This is a genomic window from Leeuwenhoekiella blandensis MED217, assembly GCF_000152985.1.
In the GTDB taxonomy this organism is placed as follows: domain Bacteria; phylum Bacteroidota; class Bacteroidia; order Flavobacteriales; family Flavobacteriaceae; genus Leeuwenhoekiella; species Leeuwenhoekiella blandensis.
In genome coordinates, this window is record NZ_CH672395.1 from 3,725,266 (window position 1) to 3,745,153 (window position 19,888).

Annotated in this window: 17 protein-coding genes; all 17 read right to left on the reverse strand. The window is 39.5% G+C overall.

The window, feature by feature from the left end; translation table 11 throughout:
* Positions 1–4: 4 nt before the first annotated feature.
* The 17 genes from MED217_RS16030 to sov all read right to left on the reverse strand — a co-directional run bounded on the left by MED217_RS16030 (position 5) and on the right by sov (position 19,860).
* Positions 5–1,249 carry an ABC transporter permease gene (locus MED217_RS16030; protein WP_009781599.1) on the reverse strand — a complete coding sequence of 415 codons (1,245 nt, stop codon included), beginning with the start codon at positions 1,247–1,249 and terminating at the stop codon, positions 5–7.
* The gene (locus tag MED217_RS16035) at positions 1,242–1,943 is read right to left on the reverse strand and encodes an ABC transporter ATP-binding protein (RefSeq protein ID WP_009781600.1); all 702 of its coding nucleotides are present in this window, start codon (positions 1,941–1,943) and stop codon (positions 1,242–1,244) included. Before MED217_RS16035 ends, MED217_RS16030 begins: the two co-directional genes overlap by 8 nt.
* A gap of 113 nt (positions 1,944–2,056) precedes the next feature.
* Positions 2,057–2,284: a hypothetical protein gene (locus MED217_RS16040; RefSeq protein WP_040532972.1), complete on the reverse strand. Its 228-nt coding sequence runs from the start codon at positions 2,282–2,284 to the stop codon at positions 2,057–2,059.
* 10 nt (positions 2,285–2,294) lie between these two features.
* The gene (locus MED217_RS16045) at positions 2,295–2,870 is read right to left on the reverse strand and encodes a DUF420 domain-containing protein (protein ID WP_009781602.1); all 576 of its coding nucleotides are present in this window, start codon (positions 2,868–2,870) and stop codon (positions 2,295–2,297) included.
* The gene (locus MED217_RS16050) at positions 2,871–3,620 is read right to left on the reverse strand and encodes an SCO family protein (RefSeq protein ID WP_009781603.1); all 750 of its coding nucleotides are present in this window, start codon (positions 3,618–3,620) and stop codon (positions 2,871–2,873) included. It lies immediately after the preceding gene.
* A gap of 5 nt (positions 3,621–3,625) precedes the next feature.
* Positions 3,626–4,258: a hypothetical protein gene (locus MED217_RS16055; protein ID WP_009781604.1), complete on the reverse strand. Its 633-nt coding sequence runs from the start codon at positions 4,256–4,258 to the stop codon at positions 3,626–3,628.
* Positions 4,259–4,379: 121 nt separating this feature from the next.
* Positions 4,380–4,739 carry a cytochrome C oxidase subunit IV family protein gene (locus MED217_RS16060; RefSeq protein ID WP_009781605.1) on the reverse strand — a complete coding sequence of 120 codons (360 nt, stop codon included), beginning with the start codon at positions 4,737–4,739 and terminating at the stop codon, positions 4,380–4,382.
* A 27-nt stretch (positions 4,740–4,766) separates the two neighbouring features.
* Complete coding sequence (locus MED217_RS16065) at positions 4,767–5,750, reverse strand: cytochrome c oxidase subunit 3 (protein ID WP_009781606.1); 984 nt, start codon at positions 5,748–5,750, stop codon at positions 4,767–4,769.
* A 130-nt stretch (positions 5,751–5,880) separates the two neighbouring features.
* Complete coding sequence (locus MED217_RS16070; protein WP_009781607.1) at positions 5,881–6,474, reverse strand: cytochrome c oxidase subunit 3; 594 nt, start codon at positions 6,472–6,474, stop codon at positions 5,881–5,883.
* A gap of 1 nt (position 6,475) precedes the next feature.
* Positions 6,476–7,369 (reverse strand): heme o synthase, encoded by an 894-nt coding sequence (gene cyoE, locus MED217_RS16075; protein ID WP_040533763.1) that lies wholly within the window; start codon positions 7,367–7,369, stop codon positions 6,476–6,478.
* 126 nt (positions 7,370–7,495) lie between these two features.
* Positions 7,496–7,897, reverse strand: a complete 402-nt coding sequence (locus MED217_RS16080; RefSeq protein WP_009781609.1) for a Dabb family protein — start codon at positions 7,895–7,897, stop codon at positions 7,496–7,498.
* A 10-nt stretch (positions 7,898–7,907) separates the two neighbouring features.
* Positions 7,908–10,016 (reverse strand): gliding motility protein RemB, encoded by a 2,109-nt coding sequence (locus MED217_RS16085; protein WP_040532975.1) that lies wholly within the window; start codon positions 10,014–10,016, stop codon positions 7,908–7,910.
* 122 nt (positions 10,017–10,138) lie between these two features.
* Positions 10,139–10,912: an energy transducer TonB gene (locus MED217_RS16090; protein WP_009781611.1), complete on the reverse strand. Its 774-nt coding sequence runs from the start codon at positions 10,910–10,912 to the stop codon at positions 10,139–10,141.
* Positions 10,913–11,024: 112 nt separating this feature from the next.
* The gene (locus tag MED217_RS16095; RefSeq protein WP_009781612.1) at positions 11,025–11,753 is read right to left on the reverse strand and encodes an energy transducer TonB; all 729 of its coding nucleotides are present in this window, start codon (positions 11,751–11,753) and stop codon (positions 11,025–11,027) included.
* Positions 11,754–11,810: 57 nt separating this feature from the next.
* Positions 11,811–12,128 carry a VanZ family protein gene (locus MED217_RS16100; RefSeq protein WP_050759337.1) on the reverse strand — a complete coding sequence of 106 codons (318 nt, stop codon included), beginning with the start codon at positions 12,126–12,128 and terminating at the stop codon, positions 11,811–11,813.
* Positions 12,129–12,189: 61 nt separating this feature from the next.
* Entirely contained in the window at positions 12,190–12,570 is a 381-nt protein-coding gene (gene gcvH, locus MED217_RS16105) for a glycine cleavage system protein GcvH (protein ID WP_009781614.1), read from the reverse strand.
* Between the two features lie 12 nt (positions 12,571–12,582).
* Positions 12,583–19,860, reverse strand: a complete 7,278-nt coding sequence (sov, locus tag MED217_RS16110) for a T9SS outer membrane translocon Sov/SprA (protein WP_009781615.1) — start codon at positions 19,858–19,860, stop codon at positions 12,583–12,585.
* Positions 19,861–19,888: the final 28 nt, after the last annotated feature.

Here is a 19,888-nt window from a genome sequence, read left to right on the forward strand (position 1 = left end):
AGTGTTATTCTTCGCGAAGTGCGGTTATGGGTTTAATACGTGCTGCGCGCCAGGCAGGAACAAATCCCGCTAAGGCCCCGGCAAGTACCAAAATAAAAACAGTAGTTATGGCCACATTAAAATTCACCGATGGATTTTTGATATAATCCATTTGCATATTGGGGCCCAGCACTTCAAGTAGCGCCATACTTAAAATCAATCCTGTAAAGCCAGCAATGGCAGTTACAAAAATAGATTCGTGTAGGATCATCCCTATGATCGATAATGGCTGCGCACCTAAGGCTTTGCGTATTCCTATTTCTTTTGTGCGTTCTTTCACAATGATGAGCATAATATTACTCACGCCGACCACCCCGGCGATAATGGTACAAATACCCACGACCCAGAAAAAGGTTTTGATCATACCTATCAGGTCATAAAATCGCTTAGCATTCTCTAGCGTGTTATTTACATTGATCGCGCTCGTATCTTCTGGCGCTACCAAATGACGTTCTTTTAAAAACTCTTCAATTTCTGCTGAAAACTGAAGCGACTGTGCTAAAGCATCTTGAAAATTCTCCTGCGGTTTTAAGGTAAATCCTAGGTTACGCACCTTATCTGATCCACCAAACACTCGTTGTGATGTTGAAAGCGGCACAAATACACGCGTCTCTTCGCGCTCTCCTCCCGGATCAGAATACACCCCCACGACTTTAAAGTTGATTCCGTTGATTTGAACATATTCTCCTACAGCTTCTTTACTTCCAAAAAGATCTTGCTTCACCTTATTACCTATGATCATGATCTTTGACTTTAACTTTTGATCATCATAATTGATGTAACGGCCAGCAACAAGATCTTCGTTTTCTAGAAATTGATAGTCCGGGTATACACCTTCAACGCGGTAGCTTCCACTCTCATCGCCGTAATTTAAAGTACCACTCCACACACGATAAATTGAAGATTTAAATTCGATATCATCTTCATATTTAGAAACCAGATAATTGTAATCATCGTTGGTCATTTCAATAAATCGCCCCGGATTCAGTCCTTTGTAGCCCATAGAGGTCACCCCGCTATACACTGAAATACGATTGGCAGCATCTCTTTGAAATTCTGCACTTATTCCGTTCTGCATTCCTTGTCCAAAACCCAAAAGAATAACCAGAATAAATATTCCTGAAGCTACAGATAGGCCCGTTAAAAAAGTACGGAGTTTATTTTTAGAGATAGTCTCTAATATTTCTTGCCAGCGTTCTAAACTAAACATGACTCGCTGCTCTAACTTGATTTACCGGTGCATCGTCTATGATCAACCCATCTTTGAGATTCACAATACGTTTAGTCATATGTGCGATATCGTCTTCGTGTGTTACGATAAGGATCGTTTTCCCTTCGTCATTAATTCCTTGAATCAAATCCATAACCTCATAACTCGTCTTTGTGTCTAATGCACCGGTTGGCTCATCAGCCAAAAGCACTTTTGGATCACTGGCCAAGGCTCTGGCGATAGCTACACGTTGCTTTTGCCCTCCGGAAAGTTCATTAGGCATATGATGTGCCCAGTTTGCAAGGCCCACTTTTTCTAAGTAAGCCATGGCTTTATCTGTGCGTTCTTTACGCTTCATCCCTTGATAATAAAGTGGCATCCCCACATTATCCAGCGCGCTTTTATAATTGATAAGATTGAAGGACTGAAAGATAAATCCCAAAAATTTATTGCGGTATTGGGCTGCAATTTTCTCATTGAGATTTTTTATTGGCACGCCATCTAATGTATAGGAGCCCTGATCTGCTTCATCCAGCATACCCAAAATATTGAGCAGTGTTGACTTTCCCGAACCAGACGAACCCATTATAGATACAAGTTCTCCTTCTTGAACTGAAAAATTAATACCCTTGAGAACATGAAGTGAATTTGTTCCCATAGTATAAGATTTGTGCAAATCTTTGATGGTGATCATAAACAGATGATGGTTTAAAGTACTGATGAAAGTTTAAAATTTTAACGTTCATCTGTTTAATAGACCCGATAAAGCAAAAAATGTTACACTAAAGCTGAAGAAAATCCCACAACTTAATCTTGAGAGGTTCTTTTAGCTTTCTTGCGACTTTTGTAAATAAACCAGATCAATCCACCCATTAATAAGTAGGGAATGGCAGCCAAATAAATAATCCCATTATTCACGCCTTCTGCCATGCTATTATCTGTTTCACTTTCTAAAACAGCTCTACACATTGCACATTGCGCACTTGCAGAAAGGGATATAAAAAGGAACACTAACGATAACAAAAAACGTTTCATAATTTAGAATTTAGGCCGGATAGTATGGGAAAATCATGAAATAAACGATTACACCAGTCACAGCGACATATAACCAAATTGGAAAGGTAATACGCGCAATTTTTCGGTGCATCGCATATTTACCCAGCATAGCTCTTACGTAGGTCACCAACACAAACGGAATCACTCCAATGGAAAGCAAAATATGAGAGATCAGAATAAAATAGTAGATATATTTAAAAACACCCACAGCTGCACTTTCAGCATCTGAAACCACCCCGTCTAAATTAGCATCACCAAACTTGGTTGAATCTGAAGTCGCGTGATACAAAACATACAATACCAAGAAAATCACTGAAAGTACAATACATACTTTTATGAGTTTCTCATGCAGTTTTCGGTTTCCCTTTTTCACTTGAATAACAGCGGTAAAAAGCAGCACAGCGGTGATCGCATTGATGGCAGCATAAGTTGGAGGTAAGAATCCTAATCGAGGTACATCTGGAATGCGTATCGTGAATAAAAACGCAACCGCAACCGGAATAGCGATCGACAACGCAATAATCCAACGGTTATAAACCTTTTCTTTTTGAGCTAGATTCTCCATTTATTTCTTATTCTTATTAAGCAACTTGTTTATGTCTTCCATCAAAATATCTATTTGTGAGGTTTCTTCTCCTTCAACTTCCGGCGCTCCTTGCGGAATAAACCCACGATAATAGATCAAAGGATTTCCAAAATCATCTTTTCGCGAGCGAATGAATCCATTTTGATCTACCAAAGCAAATAATCCTGAATGCTGAAAATTTCCTTCAATATTAGGGTTCTCCTGAGCCAAAAGATTGAAACCCACATTAGCCAACTCATAGATTTCTTCTCGTGCTCCGGTCATTAAATGCCAGTCAGGATCAGTAATACCGTAACTCTGGGTATATTCTTTTAAAACTTCTGGAGTGTCATGCTCCGGATCTATACTAAAGCTCGCGATACCAAAATTTGGATTGTCTTTAAATGTGTTTTGTATATGTACGAGATTTTTGTTCATCGGGATGCAAATAGTAGGACATCGAGTGAAAAAAAACTCTACAAGAAAGACTTTTCCTTTGTAGGTATCTTCGGTTATAGTATCTCTGTTTTGATCTATAAACTCAAAATGTGGCACTTTTCGATCAGCGCCATTGACATTGATATAAGACAACTCGCCATCATCTTCTTGAGTATCGAGCTGCACAACATTAAGTCGGTCATTGTCGAGCACCTTGCCACCCATCACGCGATCTATAATTTTTGGGATCACAATGATTCCAAAAATGAGGACTATCACGGCAACACCAATATATGTTTTCTTTCTATTCATTGCATTTACTTTTTGCGATCTGCATTATTCTTTTTTAAAGCCAAGCGATATTCAGCCAAAACAATTTTAACGTCATCTTTCATTTTATCGGCCAATTCAGCAATATCAGAGCTATCATATCCGTAAAGTACACCGTAATCTTCATCATCATCTCTCCCGCGCAGCTTTCGGTCTTTATCAATGATAAAAATATAGGGGGAGCCTCCATCCTCTTGAAGGGAATAAGGCGTGTTTAAAGAATTAAAAACCGTGTTGATATTGGCCTGAGGGGTTTGTACAAAATACCAGTTAGATAAGTCTACTAGTTGGCTTAACTCATAGGTCACCTTATCTAAAGCATCCTGATCGATAGTCTCTGGCACTAAATACACGAATTGAAAATCATCAAAACCAGAAAACGACTTAAATATTTTTTGGTTCAAATTGAAAAGATCACCGCCGTCTCGCTCGATGGTATTGCCTAAAAAACCGAGTACCGTGATTTTATTTTCTAACCTCACATCTTGCTGAAGCTTTAACTCTGGAATCTCTTCCTCAATAACTGGTAATTTGGCAAAATTGTGCACACCAGAAGCAAAGAAAAGGTAGGCTACAATGGGTAGAATAAACAAAACACCTAGAACAATAAACTTCTTCATCTCAACCTTATTAAGCTATTTTAAACAGCGATTGCAAAGGTACATCACAGGGAGCTTTCCATAAAACAAGGCATAAAAAAAGACGGCGATTGCCGTCTCTTTTTTTTATGTTTTGATCTTCTTAAAAATCCCAGCTGATGTAACCATCTCGATAAACATCAAAGATGTAATCACCTTCTGTAAGAAGTATAAAAATCAAATAGCATACTAAGAAAATTCCGGTCCAAACAATTGAACGACGAAGTCCTTTAGTCTCGTGCTCCATGTGCATGAACGCCCAAGTAATATAATATGCTTTGTATAATGTAAGAATGATAAAGATCCAGTTAAGTAAGTGCATTCTTAAAAGATGCGTCTCAACAAGGAATTCTGGTCGTATAATACCTAGTATTACTTCTACAATTGTCACAACCGATAGGATTGCAAAAACTGTCCAAATTCTTTTTGTGGCTGAACCGTGATTTGATGCGTCGTGTGCCATTATAATGTTTTTAAAATCTCGTATTAATTAAACTAGGTAGAAGAATGTAAATACAAATACCCAAACTAAATCTACAAAGTGCCAGTAAAGACCAACTTTCTCAACCATCTCGTAGCTTCCTCTACGCTCATAAGTTCCCAGGATCACATTGATAAAGATAATAATGTTAATTATTACCCCAGAAAATACGTGGAAACCATGGAAACCTGTAATAAAGAAAAAGAAATCAGCAAAAAGTGGAGGTCCATATTCGTTATGCACCAAGTTTGCTCCTTGAACTACACCAATAGCATCATTCTCTAATTTTGCTAAAGATGCTTCACGAGATAAAATAGTCTTTTCTCCAGCTTCGTTTAACATTTGCGTACGCACCAAAAGATCTGGATTTGCTTTAAAGCCTTCAACAACTTCTGCAAGTTCAAAATCTGGCATTGAACTTTCAGACTCATACCATAAAGCTTCACTCTTGGTTAGCTGTGTTCTATCGCTTGGTAATTCTACCGCAAAACTTTCTAAAGCTACTTGCTCTCCTTCAGCATTTACTACTTGAAGAATTTTACCTCCTTTAGTTTCTATAGCGCCATACTCACCAGAAATGAAATTTGCCCATTCCCAAGCCTGAGAACCTACAAAGACAAATCCTCCTAATATGGTAAAGAACATATACCATATCACTTTGTTCTTCTTCATCTGGTGCCCTGCATCTACCGCAAGTACCATGGTTACCGAAGAAAAAATCAGAATAAACGTCATCAATGCCACATAGTACATTGGTGCATCTACCCCGTGCAAAAACGGAAAGTGTGTAAACACTTCATCGGCAATGGGCCACTGGTTAATAAATTTAAATCGAGAAAATCCATAAGCAGCAAGAAATCCAGAAAAGGTAAGGGCATCAGAAAGGATGAAAAACCACATCATCATCTTTCCATAGCTCGCTTTTAATGGCTGAGAGTCTCCGCCTCCCCAAATTTTGCCTTCGGTGCCTGTTTTAACAGCAGTAGCGTCCATATTTTAATATCGGTTTATAAGCGTTGCAAAAATAGTTATTTTAAAAATGCTTTTCAAAGCAATAATCGGTATTTATAACCATTCAAAAAAAAGAATTTTAAAGAATCGTTAGTATTATAGGCTGTCTTTGTTAATGAATCAAATCATCTGCAAACAGAAAAAACAAAAACAGATACACCCAAAGGATGTCTACAAAATGCCAAAACGTTGCTCCTAAAGACAAACCAAGCATTTGATCTTTAGTGTATTTACCTCTTAGTTGCTGCACGATCACCACCAGAAGCACAATCAATCCGGCAGCTACGTGTACAATATGACTTATTACAAAAGCATAGATAAACGACGTGGTCACGGTACTTTCACTACCTGTAAAAAAGTATCCGTTAGCGATAATTTGGTCAAAACCTACAAACTGAAACACCACAAAAGCGACTCCCAGTGCCAGCGTGACAAGCAAGGACAGGGTAGCCAAACTCTTTTTTCCCGATTTCACCGCTTGTTTAGACACAAGCATAGACAAACTGCTCAAAACAATGATCAAGGTGCTGATGTAAAAAGCCTGAGGCAATTCAAAATCGCGCAACCAGTCGCGACGCTCACTACTCACAATGTATGCACTGGTCAAACCGGCAAACATCATCGAGAGACTAATGATCCCAAACCACAGCATCATTTTTTTTGAACGTGCTATTTTGACTTGTTCAGATTGTGAAGTATAATCCATCTTATCTCAAAAATTTATCTGCTACGTAAATGATCTGAATCAAGGTAATATAACTTACGCTTGAAAGCATCAAACGCTTTGCAGTAACATTATTTTTATATTTAAAAAGCCGAATTGCATAATACAGTAAAAGCAACCCTAAGATGGCCACCAAAACTGCCGAAATAGGCGTTAGATATAATCTTCCGGTCACTCCAAAAACAGGAATCAAAGAAACCAAAACGGTCCAAATCGTATACAAAATCACCTGTACTGCGGTCCCGCGATCACGCTTTCCGGTAGGTAACATAAAGAATCCACCTTTTTTATAATCGTCATACAGAAACCAACCAATAGCCCAAAAGTGCGGGAATTGCCAAAAAAACTGAAGCATAAATAGCGTCCCTGCTTCAATACCAAAATCTCCTGTTGCTGCTACCCAACCCATCATAAATGGAATAGCACCCGGAAAAGCCCCTACAAAAACAGAAAGCGGTGTTTTGGTCTTTAAAGGTGTATAAACACACACATAAAGAAAAATAGAAATTCCACCAAAAATCGCAGTGATCGGGTTGATGTAGTAAAGCGTAATGAGCCCTAAAATAGTAAACACACAAGCTATTATAAATGCTGTGCGCACGCTCATTCTGCCCGAAGGAACCGGACGATTTTTGGTTCGATCCATCAAGGCATCAAGATCTTTCTCTATGATTTGATTATACGCGTTAGAAGCGCCAACCATAAGATAACCACCTACAGCCAATAAAAGAATCGTTAACCAGTCAAATGTATAAGCGCCTAGAAGATATCCTGCCATACTCGAAAAAACCACACTGATAGCAAGACGCATCTTTGTGATTTCTTTGAAATCGATCCAGAGTGATGATGGCGACTTATGGGTTTCTACGAGGCTCAAAAGTGTGTTATTCAAGGGCTTTAAAAAGTCGTGCAAAGATACTGCACGAAGTACTTCTACACAACCAAATCACAACTTAATATAAGTGCTTTAACTCCTTAAATCTTCAGCCGTAAAAGCTTTGATTTACTCCAAACCTACTGCATCATAAACCTGAACGCGCTCCCATAAATGCTCAGCTTCTTCAATAAATTTTAGATGCACGGGCTCTTGTTGATACTTATTCTGAATTTCTTTGGAAGGAAAAGTCAATATAATCGAATACGTCCAACTATTGTCTACAACCTCACGCGGCGTGTTGGCCGGCTGCCCGATAAATTGCGTTTGTGCATATTCACTGGTACTTAAAAACTTTTTTAACGAAGCTTCAAAAGCCTTGCGATCTTCTTGACTGTCGGGATTCTTTAACCAGAAGTAAACGACGTGTGCAAAATTTGGATCAAATTCTTTCATAGTTGAAGTTTCAGTTTTACAAGATACAGCCGTTACACAAAAAAGCACAACCAGCCCTAGCAGTGTTGTTTTCATCTTTAAAATTTTAATAATCGTAATACCAATTAAAGATATCGGTTCTAATACCAAAATTCACCCAAACCGTGCTTTCTTCAAAGTTCACGGGGTCAAATTGGTCTATAGTATGATTGCGATATAAGACATTGGTATACAATTTAAAGTTTGTAGAAGGATTAACAATGTAACCTAATTCTATATTCCCGATTAAGGTGTTTGCCGTATTTCCCTGACCGATCTCAATACCAAATTCGCTCGGGATATTTTCATCATTTCCATAAATACTTCCTCCATAATAAACATCATCTATAGCTCCCAGTTCAAAACCGCGCTTGCCATAAATTGCTTTTGCTGTACCATACCAGCGGTCATTTTGATATCTGGCAATCGCAATAAACTCTCTAAAGTTAGCACCCCACAAATGCGCCATAGACTGATTGTTGTGACCATAATTCAACACAATCTCATTATTACTATACACATAAGGACGCACCTGATTATACTCCAGCTGAAGTTGTAAATTCTCAATATTGAAAGCATCGTAATACTTGACACCTAACTGCACTCCTTGTTTATTCTGAAAACTTTTGTTTGAACTAAAAACCGCTCCGGTTGAAAATTCATCGATGATCACTTGAGCATAAGCATTAAAACGGTCGCTAAACTTATATTTTGCACTCAAGCCGATAAGCGCATTTCCGCCACGAGAACCGGTTGAAAATTCGATTGCCCGATAAAAAATTATAGGATTTAAATAATTTAAGTCAAAGCCTCGGTCATTATCATTGGTCCAGATCACATTTTCAAAAAATCCTAAATTCAATCGTTTGGTAGCATTAAAACTCAAATAATGATTTGCCATGAATTTAGTTCTAAAAGAACCATTCTCGGTGACATCCGATCGAACATCTCTTAAAGACATCCACGTATTGGTGTATTTAAACTTCCAAAACTTCGTACTCATTTTAAAAAATGGATACGGACTCGCATTATCACTCAACAACAACGAGCGATAGCCATCACCTATAAAGTTTTTCCCGTGACCAAATTGAAAATTGAAATACTTGCTAGGCGAGTAAGACAAATAAGCTTCAGCTACCGGATAATCAAAATTCCCATCAGCAGCCTCTGCCGCAATACCTCTTCCCGGTACAATAGCAGGATTTCCGCCATCTGGCGCGATCGAGCGTGCTAATCGATTGTAATACCCGGCAAAACTTCCCTGGCTTTCATAAAAAACGGTGTAAAAATTAAGTTTACTTCCTAAACCTCCTTGAAAAATTACCGCCCGCGTATTGTTGTAGGTAAAACTTTGATCTTCATTATCTGCAGTTTCAAAACCCAACTGCAAATCTGCAGCAGGATCCAGCGTAAACCAATAGTCATCACCTTGCAAAGTCACCATATGTTCATTCCAAAGCTTACGCCCGAACCAAGATGATTTATCCTTATAAAGCGTTTCACGCTTTTGCTTAAAATCATAATAATTATTTACCTCTGTATAAAGGAAGGGCTTACTACTCGTGTGCGCATTTGTTCCTACCGCATTCATCTCCTGATCAAATCTGCTATAGGTTTGATGTGAAAAAGGCACATACAATTGAGAGTCGTACTCTCTGTTTTTAAATGGAAAAGTCTTGATCGCATCATATTCCGACTCTAGATCTTCAACCGGAGTTGCTCCGTAAGACACATTATCCTCTTCATTACTAGATTCAGACTGAAACCCTTCGGGCACCGGTATAGGCATACTGAATTGCATATACGTAGGCCTACCATTATATGTCGCAGGTTTGATCTTAGGCAACTTCTCAAAAACGCGCATAAGCGCTTCTCGCAAAGCTTCAGAAACTGCCGTGACATTAATTATTTTAAATTCACCTTCTCGGGTCACCTCAAACAAAACCACCATATCACCGGAATAACTGGAATCAATGATATCCTGCGGAATGACAAAATCGGCTTTAATTTTCGATATTAAAGTTTGATTAAAGCACTCTTTTAAAGCAGCATCGCTCACCTGCTCACAAGAATCAAAAACAGGATATTTTTCAAAATTACCATTGATTAATTGTGCTCTTACCGAAGCTATAACCAACAAGAAAAGAATAATGCTTATCGCCTTTTTTATAGACATGAATTTAGAAGATTTAGGTTGCGGAAAGATAGCACTTTTTAAAAACAAGCTCAGCACTCGTAATTCAACAAAAAAAGCCCGCCTTTTCAGGCGAGCTTCTCGATACGTATTCTTATATCATGTTAATTTTGAACTTTAAACCGAATGGGTTGAGAATAAATAACACGCACATTTCTGTTACGCTGTTTACCGGGCTCCATCACGGGAAGTTTATTCATAACGCGTTTAGCTTCTTTTTCTAAAGCCGGATGCGGCGCGCGCGTTTTAAGGTTTATAATTTCACCATATTCATCAATAGTAAATTGCACGTCTACCCTATTTACTCCTGATAAACCATATTCTTCCCCTAAGGTCGTATCAAAATTTCGACCGATAAACGCATTGAGTTTTTCCTGCATGCAGGCTTTGCGCTCTGCATTGGTTTTTAAACCTTCACATCCGGGATAAATAGGAACAGTCTCTACCGCAATAAAAGGTACAGACTCCGGTTCTTCATCGGGAATATCTTTTAAATCTTCTAAACCAGGTACTGCCTCTGTTACCGGTTCAGGCTCCTCAAAAATTAAATCATCAATGGGCTCAGGCACATTTTCATCAATCACCGGCGAAACATCAAAAGATTCGATAGGTTTTGGCGGTTTAGGTTTTACCTCCTCACGTCTGATGGGTTCATTCCACTCATTCATCGTGAGGACTGCAACATCAGGAAGAACTTCTAGCTCATAAACCACAGCAGGTGATTTGATTTCGATGACTACGATAGCCAGAATAAGAGCTACAATAAGCCCTATTTGAAAATAAACGACGTTGTTTTTACTTAAATTTACGTCGTGCTTGCTTGTTGTGCGTGCATCGCTTTGCCGAGCGACTGCAGCGCGTTCTTGTGAATTTTTCATAAGAAAAGTTTTAATGATTACTATTCTTTAAAACTTTAACAATAAGCTTGCCACAAAAAAATCCCGTCGCACATTTGTGGACGGGATTTTAAACTTTATATGTATTCAAGAATTAATCCTGAACTTGGAACACAATAGGAAGTGAGTATAATACCCCTACTGCCTTTCCTCGCTGCATACCAGGAGTCATTTGAGGCAATAGTTTAATTACACGTGCAGCTTCTTGCTCTAAACGCGGGTGCGGCCCACGAGAACCTATATCTACAATGTTACCTTTTTGATCAATTTTAAAACGTACATAGATACGATTAATACCAGACAAACCAAGTTCACTACCTAATTCAGTGTTAAACTTACGGTTCACAAACTGACTAATCTTTTCAGACATACATTTTTTCTTAGCATCGTTTCCTTTCTCGCCTTCGCAACCAGGATAAACCGGTACGTTTTCGATAACAGCAAACGGTACGTCTTCGATCACTTCTTCTTCTGCAAAAGTAACCTCTTCAACCTCAACGATCTCTTCTTCCTGACTGGTTTCAGTAGACTCGATTACGGTTTCTTCGATTTCTTTATCGTCCTCAACAACCTCAATAATTTCCGGTGCTGGTGGTGGCGGTGGAGGAGGTGGCGGTGGTGGTGGCGTGTTTAACTCAGTAATCGGCACATCTTCTTCAATCATATCGTCCATCTGTAATTGTCCGATATCAATGGCCTTTTTCTCATACGTCTTCCACTCGATAGCCATGTAACTCAGCCCGAGTATCAGAATAAGACCTAACTGAAAGAAGAGTACACTTCTTTTACTTAGATCTGCTTTAGGATTTTTCTTAGGTTCCATGTGAATCTTTAGTTATTAAGGATTGCTAATTTAATTAAAAATAGTATCAACTCGAAATTAAAGTTTTGATTTTAGCGCATTAAGTTGAGGTTTTGCTAGAAAAACTATCAGTATTCCTATTAAAATCCCAACTGAATTTGCCAAAACATCTTTAAAATCTGCTGACCTAGAGGTTGTTAACTCACCTTGTAAAATCTCAATAATTATACCATAAATCAATGCAAGGCTACAAGATTTTATTAATGCTCTTGAAAAATTGTCTTTTTTCTGCTTTAAAACATAAAAAAACAGAAACCACAAGCTTACAAAAACAGCATACGCCAGAAGATGAACGACCTTATCGCTATCTTCTGGCGCATCGCTAATATGCGGCATAGGCATTAAACAAATGCTTGCAATGAATGCCGTATAAAGGTAGACTGCTATTTTAAGCAGATTAACCACCTATGATTTCTTGATAAGCTGCTACATCAAGCAATGTATCGAGCTCACTCTCGTCACTAAATTTAATTTTGATCATCCAACCTTTACCGTAAGGATCTTCATTTACAGCTTCAGGCTCAGATTCTAAGTCTGCATTAAACTCAATGATCTCACCGGTAAGCGGCAAAAATAAGTCTGAAACCGTTTTTACGGCTTCTACCGTTCCAAAAACCTCTTCTTTATCTAAGGTTTCTCCTTCGGTTTCTACTTCTACATAAACGATATCTCCTAATTCTCCCTGAGCAAAATCAGTAATGCCCACAGTAGCGATATCTCCTTCTATACGCACCCACTCGTGGTCTTTTGTATACTTTAAATCAGCTGGTAAACTCATAGTTAGTGTTAATTAATTTCCGAAATTATATCTCAATGTTATTCCTGAACGTATTGTGGTTTGCGGGTATGCCGTTGAAATCGCATAAGTCGCAAACGCGTGATCGTAATAAAATATCGCCGTCAGGTTTTTACTCAACGCATAATCTGCTTTAAAAGTCAACCCATAAATATCTTGCCCGGCAGTGATTTGACTGTTTTCTAAATCTAAATAACGTACGATCGTCTCATTCTGTCGCAACGACAAATCTGCTCTAAAGTTTAAATCACTTTTTAAAACGGTTTGCCTTCCTCCTATTCTGGTAGCAAATCTAATATCTTTTAGTCGATATCCCAGCCCTATTATATATTCGTTTCCGTGAATTTCTGTGAGTAGGTTGTTGTCAAAACTCAATGAAAGGGTGCGATCTTTTCTTAATTCTGCTAAAATTTTAACCGAATTATTCATCTCAAAATCCAAACGAATTAAAGGTGAAAACAATTCCGTCAGGTTGATATTGGAGTACAACATCGAATTCATAAAGTCTCCTGCCTGATTGGTTTGCGCATCACTGGGATCATTATTCAAATCTGTATCGTAATTCAAATTGGTACGGAATTGATTTATCGTATAGCCTGCTTGATAGCCGTGATTGATAGAAAAACGTTTAAAGCGCTTTTTAAACCAATCGATTTTCATCAAACCGGTATATTTTAAATTCCAGTTAGGAAGCGGAAAACTTCTAAAAGCTCCCAGCGATACATCTGAAGCATTGCCCGGCGTATACGCTGCTAGAAATGCCGGCAATAATACACGCTGGCTTGTGCGGCCAAAACCTACCGGATATCCGTTCTGATCCCGAGGATATTGATCATTACCATAAAAATCTGTTGCAAGACGTTCTGCAATCACAAGACGATTAGACCGGAATCTATTGAAGTTTGCTGAAGATTCTAACGAACTCGAGTTAAAAGCTGTCCCGATCATCAAAGTCGAAATACTGTAATTACCTAGCGTATTCCCGGTAAGACTATTGTACTCGAGCGTCGTTGGGTCTACTCGATAATTCTCATTATAAGTTTCTTGATAGATACGGTTCATGTTAATATCGATCGTAAGATCTTCAAGAAAACTGGTTTGAGCCTGTATGTCTAGGTTTCGATTTTCTACTTCGCTGTATTGCTCGTTATACTCTTGATATAAAGTAAGCCAACCTTGACGCGCAGCATAATCTCTAACTTCTGCCTGACTACCAAAAACAAAACCAGTCGTTGGACGTACGGTTCCTAAAAAGCCTACTCCCGGTAAATACCCGGGAAGATACGTCCCGTTGTTTTGCTCATAATTAACTTGTATTCGCTTGATTCCCGTAGCAAGACCTATTAAGGTATTGGTTGCTTTGTCTCCCGCACTCAATTTATTTTCTTCCTGTGGCTGTCTGGGCTGCGTTGGCGTTCCCAAAGTAGGTACGGCTCTGCTTCGGTCTGATCTAGAAGAAGGTCCGGCGGTTTTCTTTGACAATCCTAGAGCATCATAAAGCGTCTTCATGTCTAAAGTTGTTTGCAACGCATGATTATTTGCATTTTGAACCGAATTCCCCAAATCAGGAATTCCTTCTAAAGTTTGCAATTGATAAGAACCCCGCGTCCACTGAAAGTCTGCACTATATGAATAAGTAGATTTGATAAAATCCAGATACGGGATTTTATTTATCGGCAATTCATAATTGAGCTGCATGGTCTGATTATGCCGATCTGGTGTACCCACATCAAAGAACTGAGAATAAACGCCTCCAGCATTTTCATCCAGCGAGTTATCAGGATTTAAATAATTACGCACCACTCGGTTTTGGTACTGATCCAAATTGATACGCAAGGACTTAGTTACCGGATAATTAATCGTAAAAGTTCTATCAAACTGATAATTACGCTGTAAATATTCTGGGATAGGAATAGAATTTTCAGTTGCAAGAATATCTCTAAAACGCTGTCTACTGAATTGTCTTGTAATATTGGAAGAAATATTAACGCTAGCCGGCAAATAATTAAAGTTGAAATCTTTCAGCAACTTCCAATACTTACTGGTAAAAAGCGAATCATTCTTCTTAAAGGGCTCTACCGGTTTTGGCTGAAAGGCCATCGTATACGTCGCTCCGGCGCGCACATTTTGATCAACAGATTCTTCGATCTCAAAGTCTTTGTGCTCTTCTTGATTATGACTATAAGCAAAAGTAAAATTTTCAACATCCCACGGCATTGGCTTTTTATCTCCTGTACGTTCTTTACGCACTCCAATAAAGTTGATACTTTCTCGCTTAGTACGCTCAATAGCAATCTCCTTGATTCGCTCGCGTTCAGCTTCAGAAGATGCCGCCGCCAGCCTATCATCTAGTTCGAGATCGGTATACAGCGGGTCATATTGCGGCGTTATGGTTTGCACACCTTTAGCATAATTGAAAGGCACTTTTACCCCCCATTTTTGCGGCAACAGCTGCCCCAAATTAACGTTAGTAACCACATCGTACGACTTCACGTCTTCACGCGCACGTTGATTGGGCCCTGCATCAATACTACCAAAACCAGTAGTAGACTGTCTTGCCGTTCCTGAAAAGGTTGCGAAATCAGCGAGATTGGCATCCATATTTACAATACCGGCCCAGCCGCCTTCATTTTGCAGTCCAGATAAGCGCAACTCATTAAACCAAGCTTCAGCACACACCGTACCGCGACCTTCGTCATTTCCATTTTTAAGACCAAGCATCAACACACGCACGTCTCCAAAACTAGGATTCCCTTGAATACCTACCCTAACTTTTCCGGTTTCATAAGGCGTACTCGCAGGGTCTACAATAGGATTACCTTCTTCATCAAAATAGGTGATTTGATCTGCAAGCGTATTGTAGTCTCCATTAAAAAAGGTCGCCTTAACCGTTTGCAAAACCTCAAGTGGTAATTTTAATTGATTCACTTCCGGCCAAATCAAATCAGGACTACTGGTCCCGAAAGCCGTTGGGCTCAGTGGTAATTCAATCTGATAGAAATTTGAGGTCAAATCGGTACCCATCCTGATGATCGCGACCACTTCATTCTCTACTACCTGAATTTCATTAATAAGCGACTCCAGATGCACAAACATTTCCAGATTCTCGTACTGTCGCATATCTAACCTGAAGTTCTTGTAAACAGCACGGCTATCCTGAGTCTCCAGATCACAAACCGTTAAAGATAAGGACTGTTCATTCTGGCGGATGTTGTTATTGTTATTGATAAGTTCTTCCCGATAAACTCCGGGAGGCAACACATAAGGTATTGGGTTACGGTTGTTGTTTTCTTCAATATTTACTGAAGTCACCTCAAAGCGTGTATTTTCGGTTGAAGGGTCTGACTCATCAGGATCTAAAGTGTATAAGTAACGACGGTAATCACCACGCACCAGATCAAAAGCTCCAAAGCGCAATACTGTAGGATCTTGCCATCCACTCATAAACATGCGCATAAAGCGAATAGACCTAAAATCGTTTATTCCACCTTTGCTTCCGGTAGGTTCACTGATCGGGATTTTAAATTGATACCAAGTTACCGGCATCGTATTTCCGTTTTGAAGAGTCACTTCTATATCGCGTTGATCAACGATAAACTCGTTTGAGATATCCAGGCTTTGAGGTGTAATATCAAGTTGATACTCATAATAACTATCAACGGTATTCATTGTAAAATCTCTGTTGAAATCTTCAACATCAGGAACCGTTGTAGACCCGCGGTCTGTTTGCGATACATCAACGGGCGAGTTCCCCTCAAGACCGTTATAATTTTTATATCGATTTAAAACCGAACCGGTCGCTGAAACAAAATATTGATAATTATCTCCTGAAGGATCTTCCAGACCTGCAAACTCCGGATAATTTTCTGCTTCCTGCGCATCACTTAAACCATCATAACCTACATCTTGATTGGTACGCTGCTCTCCTTCGGTATCAAAAGCATAGATCAAAGCTTGATTGTTGGGCACTTTTCCCCAGGCAGTCTCTACCGTATTGCTTGCCGAACCGTCTTGCGGCAAACCATTTTCATATTGTTTTCTTCCGTCTTTGAGTACGTCTTCAGAAATGTTACCCAAGTTTAGTGTAAGTCGGCCTCCGGGATTGGTTGCATTTTCAGCATAAATAAATGGATCCATTACCCAGAACTCAATGAACTCTACATTTTGCTGTTCAAAATCTGTAGAAGCAAATTGGCGCATGATTCCTCCAAAATTCTCTGTGGGATTTTCCAAAACACCATCCTGAGCATCCTGACTAAAATTATAAGGACCACGCTCTCCCGGATAGTAGGCCAGATCTAAGGTAAACAACGCCTGCGTGGTACCGGCAATAATATCTTGCTCCGGAAAAATCTCATCCCTAAAAACCCTACGCGTAGCATAGGTTGAAACATCGGCGTCTGTTATTCCATCAGGACGTTGACTTGTGTAAAAAATAGGATCTATCGTATACCAAGCCAACTTTGCCCTTTTGTAGCCTGTTCTTAAATCGCCATTCATCAATTCTCCTCCAAAATCAATAGGCGCCGAAGACAAAAACCATTGCAAGGGCGAACTGATATCAAGCGAAGTTTGAGTTCCTTCAAAGTCATCAATGTAAGAGGCTGCTTCCCCGCCAAAATCGGTAGCTTTAGGTTGTCCCGGAATTAAATAAGCAACTTCACCACGCAAAGAAACCGTAGAAGGTACATCGGTATCAATGTTTGGAAGCTTGTTGACCAGACGCGTTAAAAAGGGAACTTCTGTTGAAAAATTAGCATTAAGACCAAAAATAGTATTGTTGATAGGTTCAAAGCTATAGGTGGCTTTTTGCGTAAGCGGTCGCTCATTGAGATTGAGCAAAGTTCCCCCCACCACAAAATTCTCGTTGAATTGATGCTCCACATTTAAACCTGTAAAGCGTTTAGTTTGTTGACCAAAAAGCGCATTATTTTCGGTAGAAACCTGAATAGGAACTCCTGAACCTTTGAGCGCCTGATCTAGAATAATCACACGACCTCGTCGATAATCTACAGAATAGTCCAAACCTTCTTGCAACACACGACCGCCTGCAGTAACCGTCACAGACCCTTGTGGAATATTGAAACCGCCTATTGGGATTCCTTCTTCTTGCGTAGATTTAAAAGTACCCTGTAATTGAAATACATTTTTATCGGCATTATCCCGCGCGACAGTTTTGGTTGAATTATACAGTGAGCTGTATACATATTTTGCCTGGTTGGCATTATAGGTATCAGCCTCTCCATACTGCTCTCCGTTGCTCGCCCGAAGCTTGTTAAATAAATATTCTCCAAAAGGCTCAACCGAAGTAAAAATGATACTTCCGTTACGCACGTTTACCGTAATCCCTTCTTGAAAGTCAAAAAATCCATCACCTCCCACCTGTGGATCACCATATTGTGTGAGTCGGTCTAAATTGAACACATTCAATAATGGAGTGTTTGCCACATCATCTGGTAATGCCGGCCCGCCGGCTGCTGCTGTGATGTAGTTAATAGGTGAAGGCGAGTTGTAAACGATATTCATTCTAAAACCATCAGGCTCTAATTGTCCAACGCCTAAACCGTAGATATTTTTCATCATCAAATCCCAAACCGGTTCCTGAACATCTGTGATATTACTTTTAAGCAATTTTACCACCAGAGCTTGCGAAGTTCCACCTTGTCCCGGAGTAATAAAGCTATCTAGAATACCATCATTATTTACATCTCTCCCGTTGGTTTGATCGGGATCAGCAGCATCGGCGATCTGATCTCCATCGGTATCCTGACCATTATCATTTACACCATCTCCATCAGGATCTACGTCAACAATATCTGGCACACCATCACCATCGGTATCGGCATAAGCTCCGCTAGTGGCATCTACTCCATCATTTGCAAACTCCCCTACCTGATACACTTCGCCGTTGACCGTATATTGAAATGCCACACCCAATACTTCATCATTGTTCAAGCGCTGATTTAATGAGATATATCCCAATTGTGTATTCAAGGTATATTCTGAAGCGGTAAGTTTACGTGCATTTTCAAGCGAAACATAATCTGAACCGTCAGCAACTTGCACGCCACCAAACCCTTCTTGAACGGTTGCCGCATCACGTATCGCCGAAGTAAGCACAGAAGGTGCGGTACCGTTGATTCCGAAAGGGTTAAAATCATTACTGGAGTTTCTCGGGTATGCTCCTGCCGGCAGATTTATAAATCCGCCGGGAAGGTTAGGCAACCCTATTTTTGAAGGATCTGATTCCCCAATATCTTGAATTGCGACAATATTTCTAGTATTCTCAAACCGCTGTGTACGGTTGGTCACCCAAACTTCAATACGCGTGATTTGAACATTTGAATTGATAAAAGGATAATTTGCCAGCGCCCGGTCATAATTATCTCTAAAGTATTGTGCCAAAAAGTAATGGCGGTTCTCATCGTATTCTAAGGCAAATATGTCAAAATCCTGAATCGTCCCGTCACCTTGGGCAACCACTTGGTTGGTTTGTGATTGTTGTTCAGAAAACACACCGGTGATCGTCGTTTTTCCAAACTGAAGTTGGGTTTTTACCCCAAATAAACTTTGTGAACCTTGAATGAGCGCACTATTGAGCGGCATACTCACATTACCCACCTCTATTTTCTGAATGATGTCATCTTCGTTAGGCGTGTACTCTAACTTTATTTGATTCTGAAAATTAAAGGTAGACTCGGTATCATAAACAGCATTCACCTGCAAGCGTGTACCCACTTTACCCAGCAAACTCAAACTGATACGCTGATCAAAATCAAAACTGAAATTGCTTCGGTTACGTGGAGAGAAACTAGGGTTATCTTGCTTGGTAAACAATCCTCCAATATCCATTTCTACCGAACCTTGCGGTGTGAATTCAATAGTATTTCCGCCAAAAATAGATTCAAAAAAATCAGAGTCTACATAAAAGTTGGGCAATAGACTGTTTTGATTTTCTTTACCTTCTTCGGTGCGCCCGTCTACAGCGGCAATTTTCTCTTGAAAATAAGCCCGCATGCGCTCTTTTTTTACCAATTCTTTGAATTCGTCTGGCGTGAGAATTCTCGGGTAATTGATGTTATATGCTCCTAAAGTTTCAGAGTAGATATACTTATCGGTAAGTGGGTCGTAAGTATATTTTGAAATGATAGAATTGGGATTCTTTAAGCTTAATTTCCCTAGGCTTACACCGGCTTCTGTAGAGTCTTGTTCCTCTTCTTCTTGGGCAAACACCGGTATAGAACACAACAGCGTTCCTGATATCAATAGCATTTGTAAGGAAAACCAGCGTAGTTTTGTA